We start from the raw sequence: 14,420 nt of genomic DNA on the forward strand, positions 1-14,420 counted from the left end.
CCACCGGCTCTTGGTCGCCTCTCGGTAAATTTTCGCCGCTCGTGGATCTCGTACTCCCCAAGAGCGAACAAGAAACCCACAGTGAACAGCCGAGAACAGTCAGTTTCGCTAATCCGCTTCCTATATGAGACCACGGCCTTACTCTGAGTACAGCGTCGGTGGGGGCCGACGCGTATCAGGGGGCGAGACAGTCAGGTACGACGCCCGGGGCGGGGTAGCAATCACTGCACGGCGGCGGCCGTGCGGGTTGCGGTGACCTTGCGCCGGGCGCCGTACCCGGCACTGTTTCTCGGTGTTCCGGGATCTTTCATCCGGTGACGTGGGGGGTTGTCCGTGGCACGTATTCGGGTTCTCGTGGTCGACGACCATCGTATTTTCGCCGAGTCCTTGGCTGCCGCCCTCGCGGCGGAGCAGGATGTGGACGTGGCGGCGGCCGGAAGCGGTCCGGCGGCGCTGCGCTGTCTGGAGCGCGCGGCGGCGGAGGGGCGCCGCTTCGACGTCCTGCTGGTCGATGCCGACTTGGGCACGGCCGCCGACGGTGTGGGGCCACCGCTTCCGGTGCCGGCCGAGCTGCCGTACGGCGGGGCGAACGGCACGGCGCACAGCGGTATCCAAGGCGGGAGGCACGGCGGGACGCACGTCGGCGCGCACGGCGGGCCGCACGGCGGGGCCCATGGTGGCCCGCACGGCGGGGCCCATGGCGGGTCGGCCCGGGCGGTGAACGGCCGGGCGGCCGACGGGATATCGCTCGTCGGCGCGGTCCGCTCCGCCCAGCCGGGGGCGCGCACCGTGGTGCTGGCCGAGCGCGACGATCCGCGCCGCGCGGCGGCGGCGCTACAGGCCGGGGCGTCCGGCTGGGTCGCCAAGGACTGCTCACTGGTCCGGCTGCTCGCGGTCATCCGGGGGGTGCTGCGGGAGGAGACCCATCTGCCGCCCGCCCTGCTCACCGGCGTTCTGCGGGAGTTGACGGCCGCCCGTAAGCACCGCACCGAAAGCGAGCGCCTGGTCGAGTCGCTGACGCCGCGTGAGCGGGAGGTGCTGCGCTGCATGGTGGCCGGGCTCGGCCGTAAGGCCGTCGCCGAGCGGCTCTTCCTTTCCCCGCACACCGTCCGCACCCATATGCAGAATGTGCTGGGCAAGCTGGGTGTGCACTCCACGCTCGCGGCCGTGGCGCTGGCCCGCCGGGCCGGTGTGGGCCCGGTCGACCTAGCCGGGGAGATTGTCGAACGGGGCGGTCAGCTGGCGTAGCAGCGCGGCCAGTTCGGCGCGCTGGGCCTGGGAGAGCTCGGCCAGGATGGCGTGCTCATGGTCCAGCAGCCCGGCCAGTGCCTGATCGGCGCGGTCACGCCCTTCGGCGGTCAGCCGGACCAGCACACCGCGCCGGTCACTGGGGTCGGGCCCCCGCTCGACCAGCCCCTTCTTGGCGAGCCGGTCGATGCGGTTGGTCATGGTGCCCGAGGTGACCAGAGTCTGGGTCAGCAGCTGCCCGGGGGAGAGCTGATACGGGGGCCCGGCCCGGCGCAGCGAGGTGAGGACGTCGAACTCCCAGGGCTCCAGATTGTGCTCGGCGAAGGCGATCCGCCGTGCCCGGTCCAGATGGCGGGCGAGCCGGCTGACCCGGCTGAGCACTTCGAGCGGTTCCACATCGAGGTCGGGGCGTTCCCGCCGCCACGCCGCGACCAGCCGATCGACCTCGTCCTCCATGGCGATCAGTGTAGTGGGTCTGTCGACATGAAGTCTCTTGACATCAAGAGATAACGTGGAGCACGGTAAGGCGCCGGGACGCGCAGCAGCGACCACGGCGACTCGTACCGACCGTACCCGCAGGGGGACCGACCATGACCACCGCGCCCAACTGGGACCCTCGGCAGTATCTCCGCCACGCCGGCCACCGCACCCGCCCCTTCCTGGACCTGCTGGCCCACGTCCCCGAGCTGCCCACCGACCCCGGCCGCCCGCCCCGCATCGCCGACCTCGGCTGCGGCCCCGGGAACGTCACCGCCCTGCTCTTCGACCGCTGGCCCGACGCCGGGGTCACCGGCCTGGACAACTCCGCCGAGATGCTCGCCGAGGCCCAGCCCCTCGCGGGCCCCACCACCGGCGGCGGCCGCCTCGACCTCCGGCAGGCCGATGTGCGGAACTGGGTGCCGGACGAGCCCTACGACCTGATCGTCTCCAACGCCGCCCTCCAGTGGATCCCCGGCCACCCCGACGCCTTCCCGACCTGGCTGGCCGGACTGCGCCCCGGCGGCACCTTCGCCTTCCAGGTCCCCGGCAACTTCACCGCCCCCAGCCACACCCTGCTGCGCGACCTGTGCAACGCACCCGAATGGCGCGACCGCCTCGCCGCCCGCCTCCGCGACCCGGCCGCCGTCCTGGAACCCACCGAATACCTGGAGCGCCTGGCCGCGCTCGGCTGCGAGGTCGACGCCTGGGAGACCACCTATGTGCAGATCCTGACCGGCCCCGACCCCGTCCTCGATTGGGTCAAGGGCACCGCCCTGCGCCCGGTCCTGACCGCCCTCGCCGACGACCCACCCGCCCGCGACCGCTTCCTCGCCACCTACGCCGCCCTCCTCCGCGACGCCTACCCCGCCACCCCCCACGGCACGGCCTTCCCCTTCCGCCGCATCTTCATCGTCGCCCACCAGGCCCGCCGATGATCACGGCCCTCGACCACGTACAACTCGCCGCCCCACCCGGCAGCGAGCCCGCCCTGCGCACCTACTACGGCGAGGTGCTCGGCATGACCGAGATCCCCAAACCACCCGCCCTCGCCGCCAACGGCGGCCTGTGGTTCGCCCGCGGCCCGGTCCAGCTGCACCTGGGCATCGACCCGGACTTCCGCCCCTCCCACAAGGCCCACCCGGGTCTCAGGGTCGCCGGCATAGCAGCCTTCGCCACCCGCCTCGCCGGGCACGGCGCCAAGGTCGTCTGGGACGAGAAACTGCCGGGCCACCACCGCTTCTACTCCGAGGACCCGGTCGGCAACCGGCTGGAGTTCCTGGAGCCGATCGGGTGAAACCACCCGATCGGATGATCGACCCGGCTTCCGGCCCGCCGTTCCCCCTACGGCCCATAGTGTCCCGGTGCCGCCGGTGACGGCAGGAAGGAGGGATCACTGTGACCGACCGTCCGGTTCCGGACATCCTTGATGGGCTGGTCTGGCAGGCGTGGAAGGCCATGGCGCCGCCCGAGGGTTTCCGCGCCGAGATCATTGATGAGGCCATCGAGGTATCGCCCCCACGCCGACGACGCCACGCTGTGGTCGTCAACCGATTGCGTCTCGCTCTGACGTCCCAGTTGATCGGCGGCGACCATGCCGGCTACCAAGGCGCCCATGTCATCCACCGCCGCAAGGTGTGGATCCCCGACCTCTTCATCGCCCCCGAGGACCTCGACGAGATCCCCGACGAAGAAGACCTCGGAGTGGACGCGAGCGGGGTCAAAGCTGTCTTCGAGGTGGTCTCGCCCGGCCGGGAGGCCCAGTCGCGCGACCGGGAGCGCAAGCGCCGGGCCTACGCCCGCGCGGGCATCCCGCTCTACGTCCTGATCGACGACTTCGACGGTGACGGCACGGTCGTCGTGCTGACCGACCCCAACCCCGACAAGGCCGTCTACGCCGACGAGCACCGCGTGCCCTACGGCACCGACGCCGTCATCCCCGACGGCCCCGCCAAGGGCTTCGTCATCGGCGAGGCCATCGTCGGGCCGTGACACTCAGCCGTTCCGGTCCAGGGTGAGCCGGGTGCCGGTACAGCCCCTTCCCGCGGAAGTCGCGTTCCCGTTTCCGTGATGACCTCGGCCCATACGGTCAGTCCCTGACGGGAGCGTCGGCCGCCCCAGCGGTGTGCCAGTGCCGCGACCATGAACAGGCCGCGACCATGCTCGTCGTCCCCCTCGGGCAGAGCGGTGACCGAGATGTCGCCCGCACCCTCATCGGTCACGGTGACGACGACCGAGCGCCCGGCCAGCGCGAGCGTGACCGCGACCGAGCGGCTGGCGGTGTGTTCCAGTGCGTTGGCGGCGAGCTCGCCGATGACGGTTTCCAGCGCCTCGGTGGTCTCCTTGGGCAACCCCCATGAACGCGCCGTCCCGGCCACGTGCCGACGGGCCATGGCGGCGGAGGCGAGATCGTCGCCGGGCAGCGTCCACAGGCTGAGCGTCTGCGGGCGCGTGGCGCTTCCGAGCGCGGCGCCGACCGCCTCAAGAGACGCGGCGCATTGGTCCACGACCGGCCCCCTTGATACGGACATCGGAGAGCCACACTCCGGTGAGATGGGCGAGCGCGGCGGCGACGGCCTCGCACAGCTCGTCGCCGTCGGTGGTGAGCGGGCCCGCCGTATCCGGTGCCACGATCCAGCGCCGCCCGCAGACGGCCCGGCGACCGGCGAGGAGATTCGCCAGGGGTGACGGCCAGCGCATGACGCCGGAGGCGACGCAGCGCGTGCCGGTCAGTGGCGGCCAACTCGCGGAGCAGCCAGGCGGCGCGAGGAATTCGACCGTCGCCCGCGGAGGCACGTCCAGTACGAGCCCGAGGGCCGCGCCTCGCGCGCGCAGCCGATGCAGGGCGACCGCACCGATCGTGCGGGTCACTCGCGTGACGTCCCACGCCGTGCCGATGGGCACTTCCACGGCCCGCCCGCTTCGCCAGGCCCGTTCGACGTCGGATAACCGGGCCCCGGCGGCGACGGCCAGTGCGGTGGGGGTGTGCGGTGTCATGGGTAGCTCCCTTGAGGCGATTGGCTGGTGCATCTTCGACCTTCACGAGGAGCTTGCCATTGAATTCCAACAACTGGCCTTTACGTCAGTAGAGTTCACCGATGTGGGTGACGAACTCGCTGGTGCCGTCAACTCGATGTCCATCGCCGCATACGCTCGGCGGACTCGACGGGAGGGAGCGTGGAATGACCGCCACGATGACGGGACCGGCCGGACGCATGCAGATCGCGCGGGGGCTGATCGCGCTGCGTGAGCGTTGCGGCCTGACGCAGACGCAAGTCGCCGAGCGTGCGGGCGTGAGCAAAGCGACGGTGAGCCGGTACGAGGCTTGGCAGGACCGCGCGCGTATTCGCTGGGCAACGGTCAAGGCACTGGCCGACGCCTGCGAGGCATCCGCAGAGGAACGAGAGGCGCTGGTGCGCGTCGTCAAGTCGCAATCCGAGGGCTGGTGGGTCGGCAACAGCGCGGTACCGGAGTGGATCGACCCCCTGGTCTCGTTCGAGCATGAGTCGGAGTACGAGCACGTGTACGCGAACAATGTCGTACCCGGACTGCTTCAGACCCGTGCCTATGCGACCGCGATCCACCGGGCGACCGAACTGCGCACCCCCAACGAGCAGGTCGAGCGCATGGTCGATGCCCGTATGCAGCGCCAGAGCATCCTTGACCGGCAAGTGCCCCTGCACCTGTGGGTCATCCTGGACGAAGCCGTACTCCGGCGCATCGTGGGTGATGAGGCTGTGATGGCCGAGCAGATGGACCACCTCTACGACATGGCGCAGCGCCCGAACGTCGATATCCAACTGCTCCCTTTCACGGCTGGAGCCCATGCCGCGGGGTCCGGGCACTTCGTCATCCTCGGCCGGGAGGACGCGCGAAACCCGCTCAACTCCATGGCCGTCGTGTACATCGAGATGCGTCGCAGAGGCTTGTACCTCGACGACGTGGACGCGGTCACTTCCTATAAATTGTCGTTCGATTACCTTCGTTCACAGGCAGCCGACTCGACAGCGTCACTGCGGCTGCTGGGGACCGTGCGACAGGAGTTCTCTTCATGAGCGATCGCATATCCACCGTTGGCATGGCAGCCGCAGTCTGGCGCAGAAGCAGTTACAGCGGCCCGGAGGGCAATGAATGCGTCGAGGTCGCGGACCTCCGCACCCACATCGCCGTCCGCGACTCGAAGAACACGACCGGCCCCGTCCTGACCTTCCCCGCCGACGCCTTCGCCTTGTTCGTCGGCGAGGTGAAGGCGGGTCGCCGGCGCGGCTGAGGCTGTCCACAATCCGCGCGGTGGCGGCGCGACAGCGTGTATACATCCTGTAACAGGGAGAAGGGGTGAGCCGGTGTACGTGACGAGGCTGCGGCTGGACGGTGTCCGTGGATTCCATGGGCCGCGCACCGTGGACCTCGACTTCACCCGGCCCGATGGCGGCTACGCGGGCTGGACGGTGCTGGCCGGGCGCAACGGCTCGGGCAAGACCACGTTATTGCGGGCCATCGCGCTATGCCTCGCGGGAAACCGGCGAGCCTCCCAGCTGGACGACGATCTGGAGGGCTGGTTGTCGGACGGCCGGGAGCATGCCTGGCTCACCGCGGCGCTGCGGTCCGACTCGGGAGAGGACCCAGGGAGCGCCAAGGCGATCGGGAAGAGGCCCCGGACGGCTGAATTCGAGGTTCGGCTCGAGTGGAAGCCCGAGGACGCGCTCTTTCCGGAATCGGGCGATGTCATGCCCACTGAGGTGAGGTTCAGCGGGGGTCGGGAGGCGGGCGCACTGTGGTCGTCGTCACCCGTCGGCTGGTTTCACGCCGGGTACGGTCCGTTCCGCAGGCTGTCCGGAGCCGGGATGTACCACGACCGCCAGACCCGCGCCGCCCATCGCGGCGCCGCCAGCCGCGCTGCGGCGATGCGCACGCTCTTCCACGAGCAGGCCGCGCTGACCGAGGCCGTCGACTGGCTGGTCTCGGCGCATCTCTACCGGCTGGAGGAGCGCTCGGGAGCCCAGGACCTCCTGGACACGGTCATCGCGCTGCTCAACCACGATCTGCTGCCCGATGACTACCGCGTCGTCGAAGTCGATTCCGATGGACCGTGGTTGTGCCGGAACGACGACCGGGGCGTGATGTTCCCACTGCACCAGATGAGTGACGGATTCCGCACCGTTGTCGCTTTGGTCCTCGACATCGTCTGGCGGATGTATACCGCCTATGGACACCTGGATCTCAGATGGCGGCGTGCTGGGCCGCAGGGGCCCGAACCATATCTGCCGCACTCGGGCGTGGTGCTGATCGACGAGGTCGACGCGCACCTCCACGTCTCCTGGCAAAAGCGCATCGGGGAGTGGCTCAAGGCACACTTCCCGGCGATCCAGTTCATCGTCACCACCCACAGCCCGTACATCTGCCAGGCCGCCGATGAGCGCGGTCTGATCCGGTTGCCCGGTCCGGACGAGGCGCGGCCCCCGGAGGTGGTCTCCGAGGCCCTGTGGAAGCGCATCGTGTACGGAACAGGCGACGACGCCGCGCTCTCGGACCTGTTCGGGCTGGACACCCCGTACTCGGGCGAGGCCCAGGAGCTGCGGAAGGAACTGGTGGCGCTGGAGGCACGCGTGGTCACGGGGCAGGCCACGGACGAGGAAGAGGACCGCCACGAGGCTCTGCGACAGCGATTGAAGAGCTCACCGCGGACCAGGGTCTCGGAGGTGGAGGCCCGCTTGAAGCGCCTCGGGGCCTTTGACGAATGATCCGGGTGCAGCGCATCGAGCTGCCGCGACAGCTGGTGGCTCACGCGGCGGAACTGACGGAAAGAGTGACGAAGGCCGAGCCGGAAGAGCGGTACGACCTCGCGCGCGGTCTGTGGAGCCACACCACGCAGCGCCGCAAGCTCGTCACGCCGCTGCGCCGATTATTGGGGCAGATGGCGCACGGCAACCGCTGCTGCATGTACTGCTGCGACGACCTCAGTACGGACGTCGATCACTTCGAGCCGTTGGCGGTCAACCCGTTACGGACTTTCGATTGGCTGAACCACCTCCTCGCGTGCACGACCTGCAACAGCCATCACAAAGGGGATCGTTTCCCTCTGGACAGCGCCGGTGAGCCGTTGCTCATCGATCCCACGCGGGAAGATCCGTACGAGCACCTGTACCTGGGCCTTGAGAACGGGGAGTACACAGGGCTGACGGACAAGGGGCGGGCCACCCTGGATGTGTGCGGGCTGAACAGGGACGAGCTGCCCGAGGCTCGACGCGGTGCACGGGATGTGGTGTGCATGTGCGTGAGCGCCTGGCAGCGGGGCCGGGAGAAGGGGAACGAGCGCAACATGGCAGTAGCCGTGCGCACCATCCGCGAGCAGCCTTTCGCCGACGTGGCCCAGTTCATGCTTCGACAGGCCGTCCTGCCGAAGGCCAGGGTCGCTTTCGCCTTCGACCTCGGGGACGAGACGCTCGATCTGCTGCGGATTCCGGAGCTGCGCGCGGCCCTGCTCGACTGACATCCGACACGGCCGGTCGAGGTCACATGCCAGGCACGCATTGCCGCAATGCTCTCCGCGGCGCTCCCCTGAACCGATATGTCATGAGACCGTTGACGCGCTGAACAACAAAGCGGTGGCCACGTTTCTCGGGGGAGAGCCATGAGCAGCGCGTCGGGCGGGGCGGGTCCGGGCATGGGTGGGGGCAGCGAGGAGCAGCGGCAGCGCGGCGTCTGGATATTGGTGGCCGCCGCCCTCGCGTTCGCCGTGCTCGTGCTGCCGCAGGTGGTCGAGGGGGACGACAAGACCTCCTTCGCGGGCAGCGCACTCCCGTCCGGTGGAACCTCACCCCCGCCGACGGGGCCCGGCGGGCTTCCCAGTGGGCTTCCCAGCGGAATCCCCACGGGGGTGCCCAGCGCCTCGCTGCCGGGGTACGGCTCCGGGGGCAGCGGGGGAGGGGGAGGATCGGCCGAGACCCGGGCGCCCGCCACGCCCACCGTGGCGCCGGATCCCACCGGGGAGGCGTACCGGGCGGTGAGCCCCGGGAACTGCCTCGCCGTGTACGACACCGGGTACGGCGACTACAACACCCGGATGCCCGCCCCGGTCGACTGCGACGCCGGAAACGCCTACATGTGGGTGAGCGCGGTGCGGAGCGGCGGCGGGGCCTGTCCGCAGGGGGCGGGGCAGGACTACATGTCGTACACCTCCCGGGGGCGGACCACCGCCCTGTGCCTGACCCGTCAGTTCAAGGTGGGGTACTGCTTGCTGGCCAAGCAGACGGGCAGCGGGCAGCAGGCGCGGATGAACGCCGGGCTGATGACCGCGGTGGACTGCGACGCGAAGCGGGTCCCGGTCCGGTACAACCGGATTCTGCACATCACCGGCGTCTACAAGGCCCCGGCGAACGCCTCCGCGGCGAACTGTGCCCGGGTCCAGGGCGACCGTACGTACTACTGGTCATGGCTGGTGAACGGCGGCCGGACACTGCTGTGCGCCATGGTGTACCAGGGCTGACCGCTCAGCGGGTCGCCACGTTCACCAGCCCCCCGCTCAGCGCCAGCAGCAGAATGACGCCGGCCCCCGGGGCGGCCAGATACGGCAGGAGGGCCAGCGTGGCCAGGAGGCAGTACGCGGCGGCCACCCAGGACAGCACCCGCTGGGCCTCCTCCGGCCCGTAGCGGTTGAGCCGCACGACGAGCGCCATGAACACGGCCGCCCACAGGGCGGCCCGTGGCTCACCGAAGGAGACGTTGTCGTACAGGTCCACCGCGGGCTTGTACCAGTCCGTGTCGGCCAGCGAGCCCGCGAACTCGATCATGTCCTTCAGATAGGCGTGCGACGCCGCTGACGTCGCGTCCTTCAGGTCGGCGCGCACCCACTCCGTGATGACCAGCATCATCAGGCCGAGTGCGTGGCAGACGCCCGGCCCCACGGCCACCGCCTTCCGGCGCGCCTCAGACCGCTCCCCCGTGCTCATGTCCGGTCTCCCCCTCCCCCGTGAGCCCCCATCATCCCGACCGGCGGGACGCGCGGAACAGTACCGGGAGGGTCAGTTCTTGCGGTGGCCTATCAGGCGGGGCTTCTGTTCCAGGCCGTCCAGGCCGTGCCAGGCCAGGTTCACCAGGTGGGCCGCGACCTCGGCCTTCTTGGGTTTGCGGACGTCCAGCCACCACTGGCCGGTCAGGGCGACCATGCCCACCAGGGCCTGGGCGTAGAGGGGGGCCAGTTTGGGGTCGAAGCCGCGGGCCTTGAATTCCAGGCCCAGGATGTCCTCCACCTGGGTGGCGATATCGCTGATCAGGGAGGCGAAGGTGCCCGTGGACTGGGCGACGGGGGAGTCGCGGACGAGGATGCGGAAGCCGTCCGTGTACTCCTCGATGTAGTCCAGGAGGGCGAAGGTGGCCTGCTCGCACAGCTCGCGCGGATGGCCCGCGGTGAGGGATGTGGTCACCATGTCGAGCATCCGCCGCATCTCGCGGTCCACCACGACCGCGTACAGCCCCTCCTTGCCGCCGAAGTGCTCGTAGACCACCGGCTTGGAGACCCCGGCCTTCGCCGCGATCTCCTCCACCGAGGTGCCCTCGAAGCCGCGCTCGGCGAAGAGCGTGCGACCGATGTCCAGCAGCTGCTCCCGGCGCTCCTTGCCGGTCATCCGGACCCGGCGGGGTCGCCGGGCTCCGGATCCGGAGGGCCGGCTGGCCCGGCGCGGCCGGTCCTTTTCACCGCTGGTATTACTGTCGGTCGCCACGCCCTCTATCATGCCGCTCCGGCGGTCTCCTTCTGACGGCGGGCATCGATACGGTCCTGGCTCGGCCACCGGACGTCATACGCCCAGCCCGCCTTCTCGAACCAGCGGATGATCCGGGCGCTGGAGTCCAGCTGCCCCCGCATCACCCCGTGCCGGGCGCAGGTCGGGTCCGCGTGGTGCAGGTTGTGCCAGGACTCGCCGCACGAGAGCACCGCGAGCCACCACACATTGCCGGAGCGGTCCCGCGACTTGAACGGGCGCTTGCCCACCGCGTGGCAGATCGAGTTGATCGACCAGGTCACATGGTGCAGCAAAGCCACCCGGACGAGTGACCCCCAGAAGAAGGCGGTCACCGCGCCCTGCCAGGACCAGGTCACCAGTCCGCCGATCACCGGCGGCACCATCAGGGAGACCACGGTCCAGATCACGAACTGCCGGGAGATCGCCCGGATGGCGCCGTCCTTGACCAGATCCGGTGCGTATTTGGACTGCGGCGTCTGCTCCTCGTCGAACATCCAGGCGATATGGGCCCACCACAACCCCTTCAGCAGGGCCGGCACGGTCTCGCCGTACCGCCAGGGGGAGTGCGGGTCGCCCTCCGCGTCGGAGAACTTGTGGTGCTTGCGGTGATCGGCCACCCAGCGGACCAGCGGGCCCTCCACGGCCAGCGACCCCGCGATCGCCAGCGCGATCCGCAGCGGCCGCTTCGCCTTGAACGAGCCATGGGTGAAGTAGCGGTGGAAGCCGATCGTGATGCCGTGGCAGCCGATGTAGTACATCGACACCAGAAGCGCCAGATCCAGCCAGCTGACCCCCCAGCCCCAGGCCAGGGGAACCGCCGCGACCAGTGCGACGAAGGGGACGGTGATGAACAGGAGGAGGGTGATCTGTTCGATGGAGCGCTTGCTGTCCCCGCCGAGCGTGGCGGTGGGAAGCGGGGCCTCCTGGGCCTTCGGCGTGTCGTTGACCACGTCGGGGCTTGCAGTCATGGGATCCCTCGTGGGGCTCGGGGGCATGGCTACGGATGCGTAACCTACGGCGTCGTAAGTATGGCAGGGCCGGGAAGCGGGGCAATAGGGCTCTGGTCTCACCCAGGCTCGTGCCGCCTATCCTGGTGAGCGTCGGACAGCGCGGTCCGCACATGGCCGAAAGCACCGGGTCAGCAGCCCGCGGCGCCCGCCGCGCACGCATTGATGCCGCGCTTCGAACCCCGTTCGCTGCAAGGAGCCCGCACCTGTGAGCAGTGCCGACCACACCAACGCCGCCCTGCGTGCCGATATCCGCCGTCTGGGTGACCTGCTCGGTGAGACCCTCGTCCGACAGGAGGGCCCCGACCTCCTCGAACTCGTCGAGCGCGTCCGCGCCCTCACCCGCAGTGACGGCGAGGCCGCGGCCGACCTGCTCGGCTCCACCGACCTGGAGACCGCCGCCAAGCTGGTCCGCGCCTTCTCCACCTACTTCCACCTGGCCAACGTCACCGAGCAGGTGCACCGCGGCCGCGAGCTGCGCGCCCGCCGCGCCGCCGAGGGCGGCATCCTCGCCCGCACCGCCGACCAGCTCAAGGACGCCGACCCCGAGCACCTCCGGGAGACCGTCGCCAACCTCGGCGTGCGCCCCGTCTTCACCGCCCACCCCACCGAGGCCGCCCGCCGCACCGTCCTCACCAAGCTCCGACGCATCGCCGAGCTGCTCGACACCCTCGCCGTCGGCGGCGACGCCCGCCGCGCCGACCTGCGGCTCGCCGAGAGCATCGATCTGCTCTGGCAGACCGACGAGCTGCGCGTCGCCCGCCCCGAGCCCGCCGACGAGGCCCGCAACGCCATCTACTACCTCGACGAGCTGCACGCCGGTGCCGTCGGCGACGTCCTCGAGGACCTCACCGCGGAGCTCGAGCGCGTGGGCGTCGAGCTGCCCGCCACCACCCGCCCGCTCACCTTCGGCACCTGGATCGGCGGCGACCGCGACGGCAACCCCAACGTCACCCCCGAGGTCACCCGGGACGTCCTGATCCTCCAGCACGAGCACGGCATCACCGACGCGCTGGAGATCATCGACGAGCTGCGCGCCGCGCTCTCCAGCTCCATCCGCAACACCGGCGCCTCCGAGGAGCTCCTCGCCTCCCTCCAGCGCGACCTCGAACTGCTGCCCGAGATCAGCCCGCGCTACAAGCGGCTCAACGCCGAGGAGCCCTACCGGCTCAAGGCCACCTGTATGCGGCAGAAGCTCGTCAACACCCGCGAGCGGCTCGCCGGGGACACCCCCCACCAGCCCGGCCGCGACTACCTCGGCTCCGGTGAGCTCCTCGCCGACCTCCACCTCGTCCAGGACTCCCTGCGCGCCCACCGCGGCCAGCTCATCGCCGACGGCCGGCTCGAGCGGTCCATCCGCACCCTCGCCGCCTTCGGCCTCCAGCTCGCCACCATGGACGTCCGCGAGCACGCCGACGCCCACCACCACGCCCTCGGCCAGCTCTTCGACCGGCTCGGCGAGGAGTCCTGGCGCTACGCCGACATGCCGCGCGACTACCGGCGCAAGCTGCTCGCCAAGGAGCTGCGCTCCCGGCGTCCCCTCGCCCCGACCCCGGCGCCGCTGGACGCCGCCGGTGCCAAGACCCTCGGCGTCTTCCACACCATCCGCGAGTCCTTCGAGCGCTTCGGCCCCGAGATCGTCGAGTCGTACATCATCTCCATGTGCCAGGGCTCCGACGACGTCTTCGCCGCCGCGGTCCTCGCCCGCGAGGCCGGGCTGATCGACCTCCACGCGGGCTGGGCCAAGATCGGCATCGTTCCGCTGCTGGAGACCACCGAAGAGCTGAAGATCGCCGACAAGCTCCTCGACGAGATGCTCGCCGACCCCTCCTACCGGCGGCTCGTCGCCCTCCGCGGCGACGTCCAGGAGGTCATGCTCGGCTACTCCGACTCCTCCAAGTTCGGCGGCATCACCACCTCCCAGTGGGAGATCCACCGCGCCCAGCGGCTGCTGCGCGACGTCGCCCACCGGCACGGCGTACGGCTGCGGCTCTTCCACGGCCGCGGCGGCACCGTCGGCCGCGGCGGCGGCCCCACCCATGACGCGATCCTCGCGCAGCCGTGGGGCACCCTCGAGGGCGAGATCAAGGTGACCGAGCAGGGCGAGGTCATCTCCGACAAGTACCTCGTGCCCTCGCTGGCCCGGGAGAACCTGGAGCTGACGGTGGCCGCCACGTTGCAGGCGTCCGCCCTGCACACCGCCCCGCGCCAGTCCGACGAGGCGCTCGCCCGCTGGGACGCGGCGATGGAAACCGTGTCCGAGGCCGCGCACGGCGCCTACCGCGGGCTCGTCGACGACCCCGACCTGCCCGCGTACTTCTTCGCCTCCACACCGGTGGACCAGCTCGCCGAGCTCCACCTCGGCTCCCGGCCCTCCCGCCGCCCCGACTCCGGCGCCGGTCTCGACGGACTGCGGGCCATCCCGTGGGTCTTCGGCTGGACCCAGTCCCGGCAGATCGTCCCCGGCTGGTTCGGCGTCGGCTCCGGCCTCAAGGCGGCCCGCGAGGCCGGGCTCGACAGCGTCCTCGACGAAATGCACGAACACTGGCACTTCTTCCGCAACTTCCTGTCCAACGTCGAGATGACGCTGGCCAAGACGGATCTGCGGATCGCCCGGCACTACGTGGACACGCTGGTGCCGGATGAGCTGAAGCACGTCTTCGACGTGATCCAGGAGGAGCACGAGCTGACGGTGCGGGAGGTGCTGCGGATCACCGGTGGACGGGAGCTCCTCGACTCCAACCCGGTGCTGAAGCAGACGTTCCACGTCCGGGACGCCTACCTCGACCCGATCTCGTATCTCCAGGTGACCCTGCTCCACCGCCAGCGCACCGCGGCCGAGCGGGGCGAGGACCCCGACCCCCTGCTCGCCCGGGCCCTCCTCCTCACGGTCAACGGCGTGGCCGCGGGCCTCCGCAACACCGGCTGACGACGGCGTGACACGGTC

The 14,420-nt window shown here is 70.2% G+C and carries 16 protein-coding genes; 10 read left to right on the forward strand and 6 right to left on the reverse strand.

Features of this window, described 5'->3' with window-relative positions; all coding sequences use genetic code 11:
• Positions 1–333: 333 nt before the first annotated feature.
• Positions 334–1,248, forward strand: coding sequence for a response regulator transcription factor (locus KHP12_RS31330; RefSeq protein ID WP_086882809.1), 915 nt, complete (start codon positions 334–336; stop codon positions 1,246–1,248).
• Here the strand turns inward: KHP12_RS31330 and KHP12_RS31335 are convergent.
• Positions 1,207–1,704, reverse strand: a complete 498-nt coding sequence (locus KHP12_RS31335) for a MarR family winged helix-turn-helix transcriptional regulator (protein WP_014054422.1) — start codon at positions 1,702–1,704, stop codon at positions 1,207–1,209. The genes KHP12_RS31330 and KHP12_RS31335 overlap by 42 nt on opposite strands.
• Before the next feature lie 134 nt (positions 1,705–1,838).
• Here KHP12_RS31335 and KHP12_RS31340 point away from each other — a divergent pair, with 134 nt between their 5' ends.
• From KHP12_RS31340 to KHP12_RS31350, 3 genes are all read left to right on the forward strand, one after another.
• The gene (locus tag KHP12_RS31340) at positions 1,839–2,663 is read left to right on the forward strand and encodes a trans-aconitate 2-methyltransferase (RefSeq protein ID WP_210609753.1); all 825 of its coding nucleotides are present in this window, start codon (positions 1,839–1,841) and stop codon (positions 2,661–2,663) included.
• Positions 2,660–3,022 carry a VOC family protein gene (locus KHP12_RS31345; RefSeq protein ID WP_210609755.1) on the forward strand — a complete coding sequence of 121 codons (363 nt, stop codon included), beginning with the start codon at positions 2,660–2,662 and terminating at the stop codon, positions 3,020–3,022. Before KHP12_RS31340 ends, KHP12_RS31345 begins: the two co-directional genes overlap by 4 nt.
• A 101-nt stretch (positions 3,023–3,123) precedes the next feature.
• Positions 3,124–3,717, forward strand: a complete 594-nt coding sequence (locus tag KHP12_RS31350) for a Uma2 family endonuclease (RefSeq protein ID WP_244203330.1) — start codon at positions 3,124–3,126, stop codon at positions 3,715–3,717.
• Here the strand turns inward: KHP12_RS31350 and KHP12_RS31355 are convergent.
• Together KHP12_RS31355 and KHP12_RS31360 are read right to left on the reverse strand one after the other, a co-directional pair.
• The gene (locus KHP12_RS31355) at positions 3,642–4,232 is read right to left on the reverse strand and encodes an ATP-binding protein (protein WP_167442744.1); all 591 of its coding nucleotides are present in this window, start codon (positions 4,230–4,232) and stop codon (positions 3,642–3,644) included. The genes KHP12_RS31350 and KHP12_RS31355 overlap by 76 nt on opposite strands.
• On the reverse strand, positions 4,207–4,722 hold the full coding sequence (locus KHP12_RS31360; protein WP_086885383.1) for a hypothetical protein: 516 nt from the start codon (positions 4,720–4,722) through the stop codon (positions 4,207–4,209). The genes KHP12_RS31355 and KHP12_RS31360 overlap by 26 nt, the downstream gene beginning before the upstream one ends.
• A gap of 185 nt (positions 4,723–4,907) precedes the next feature.
• Here KHP12_RS31360 and KHP12_RS31365 point away from each other — a divergent pair, with 185 nt between their 5' ends.
• The 5 genes from KHP12_RS31365 to KHP12_RS31385 all read left to right on the forward strand — a co-directional run bounded on the left by KHP12_RS31365 (position 4,908) and on the right by KHP12_RS31385 (position 9,211).
• On the forward strand, positions 4,908–5,780 hold the full coding sequence (locus KHP12_RS31365) for a helix-turn-helix domain-containing protein (RefSeq protein WP_244203331.1): 873 nt from the start codon (positions 4,908–4,910) through the stop codon (positions 5,778–5,780).
• 23 nt (positions 5,781–5,803) lie between these two features.
• Complete coding sequence (locus KHP12_RS31370) at positions 5,804–5,995, forward strand: DUF397 domain-containing protein (RefSeq protein ID WP_086885384.1); 192 nt, start codon at positions 5,804–5,806, stop codon at positions 5,993–5,995.
• Between the two features lie 73 nt (positions 5,996–6,068).
• The gene (locus tag KHP12_RS31375; protein WP_086885385.1) at positions 6,069–7,466 is read left to right on the forward strand and encodes an AAA family ATPase; all 1,398 of its coding nucleotides are present in this window, start codon (positions 6,069–6,071) and stop codon (positions 7,464–7,466) included.
• A gap of 5 nt (positions 7,467–7,471) precedes the next feature.
• On the forward strand, positions 7,472–8,215 hold the full coding sequence (locus tag KHP12_RS31380; protein ID WP_210609757.1) for an HNH endonuclease family protein: 744 nt from the start codon (positions 7,472–7,474) through the stop codon (positions 8,213–8,215).
• A 141-nt stretch (positions 8,216–8,356) separates the two neighbouring features.
• Positions 8,357–9,211: an LppU/SCO3897 family protein gene (locus KHP12_RS31385; protein WP_211833967.1), complete on the forward strand. Its 855-nt coding sequence runs from the start codon at positions 8,357–8,359 to the stop codon at positions 9,209–9,211.
• A gap of 4 nt (positions 9,212–9,215) precedes the next feature.
• Here the strand turns inward: KHP12_RS31385 and KHP12_RS31390 are convergent, their stop codons facing one another.
• The 3 genes from KHP12_RS31390 to KHP12_RS31400 form a co-directional block, all read right to left on the reverse strand.
• Positions 9,216–9,674, reverse strand: coding sequence for a hypothetical protein (locus KHP12_RS31390; RefSeq protein ID WP_244202960.1), 459 nt, complete (start codon positions 9,672–9,674; stop codon positions 9,216–9,218).
• Positions 9,675–9,746: 72 nt separating this feature from the next.
• The gene (locus KHP12_RS31395) at positions 9,747–10,457 is read right to left on the reverse strand and encodes a TetR/AcrR family transcriptional regulator (RefSeq protein ID WP_211833968.1); all 711 of its coding nucleotides are present in this window, start codon (positions 10,455–10,457) and stop codon (positions 9,747–9,749) included.
• Positions 10,454–11,434 (reverse strand): acyl-CoA desaturase, encoded by a 981-nt coding sequence (locus KHP12_RS31400; RefSeq protein WP_171072620.1) that lies wholly within the window; start codon positions 11,432–11,434, stop codon positions 10,454–10,456. The genes KHP12_RS31395 and KHP12_RS31400 overlap by 4 nt, the downstream gene beginning before the upstream one ends.
• A 247-nt stretch (positions 11,435–11,681) precedes the next feature.
• Here KHP12_RS31400 and ppc point away from each other — a divergent pair, with 247 nt between their 5' ends.
• On the forward strand, positions 11,682–14,402 hold the full coding sequence (gene ppc / locus KHP12_RS31405; protein ID WP_086882986.1) for a phosphoenolpyruvate carboxylase: 2,721 nt from the start codon (positions 11,682–11,684) through the stop codon (positions 14,400–14,402).
• The last annotated feature ends 18 nt before the right edge of the window (positions 14,403–14,420 follow it).

Source organism: Streptomyces asiaticus, assembly GCF_018138715.1.
GTDB classification, from domain to species: Bacteria; Actinomycetota; Actinomycetes; order Streptomycetales; family Streptomycetaceae; genus Streptomyces; species Streptomyces asiaticus.

Bases quoted from the DNA above. Each gene is read 5' to 3' on its own strand.
- KHP12_RS31335 (WP_014054422.1), bottom strand. From the start codon at position 1,704: ATGGAGGACGAGGTCGATCGGCTGGTCGCGGCGTGGCGGCGGGAACGC.
- KHP12_RS31340 (WP_210609753.1), top strand. From the start codon at position 1,839: ATGACCACCGCGCCCAACTGGGACCCTCGGCAGTATCTCCGCCACGCC.
- KHP12_RS31345 (WP_210609755.1), top strand. From the start codon at position 2,660: ATGATCACGGCCCTCGACCACGTACAACTCGCCGCCCCACCCGGCAGC.
- KHP12_RS31360 (WP_086885383.1), bottom strand. From the start codon at position 4,722: ATGACACCGCACACCCCCACCGCACTGGCCGTCGCCGCCGGGGCCCGG.
- KHP12_RS31365 (WP_244203331.1), top strand. From the start codon at position 4,908: ATGACCGCCACGATGACGGGACCGGCCGGACGCATGCAGATCGCGCGG.
- KHP12_RS31370 (WP_086885384.1), top strand. From the start codon at position 5,804: ATGGCAGCCGCAGTCTGGCGCAGAAGCAGTTACAGCGGCCCGGAGGGC.
- KHP12_RS31385 (WP_211833967.1), top strand. From the start codon at position 8,357: ATGAGCAGCGCGTCGGGCGGGGCGGGTCCGGGCATGGGTGGGGGCAGC.
- KHP12_RS31390 (WP_244202960.1), bottom strand. From the start codon at position 9,674: ATGAGCACGGGGGAGCGGTCTGAGGCGCGCCGGAAGGCGGTGGCCGTG.
- KHP12_RS31395 (WP_211833968.1), bottom strand. From the start codon at position 10,457: ATGATAGAGGGCGTGGCGACCGACAGTAATACCAGCGGTGAAAAGGAC.
- KHP12_RS31400 (WP_171072620.1), bottom strand. From the start codon at position 11,434: ATGACTGCAAGCCCCGACGTGGTCAACGACACGCCGAAGGCCCAGGAG.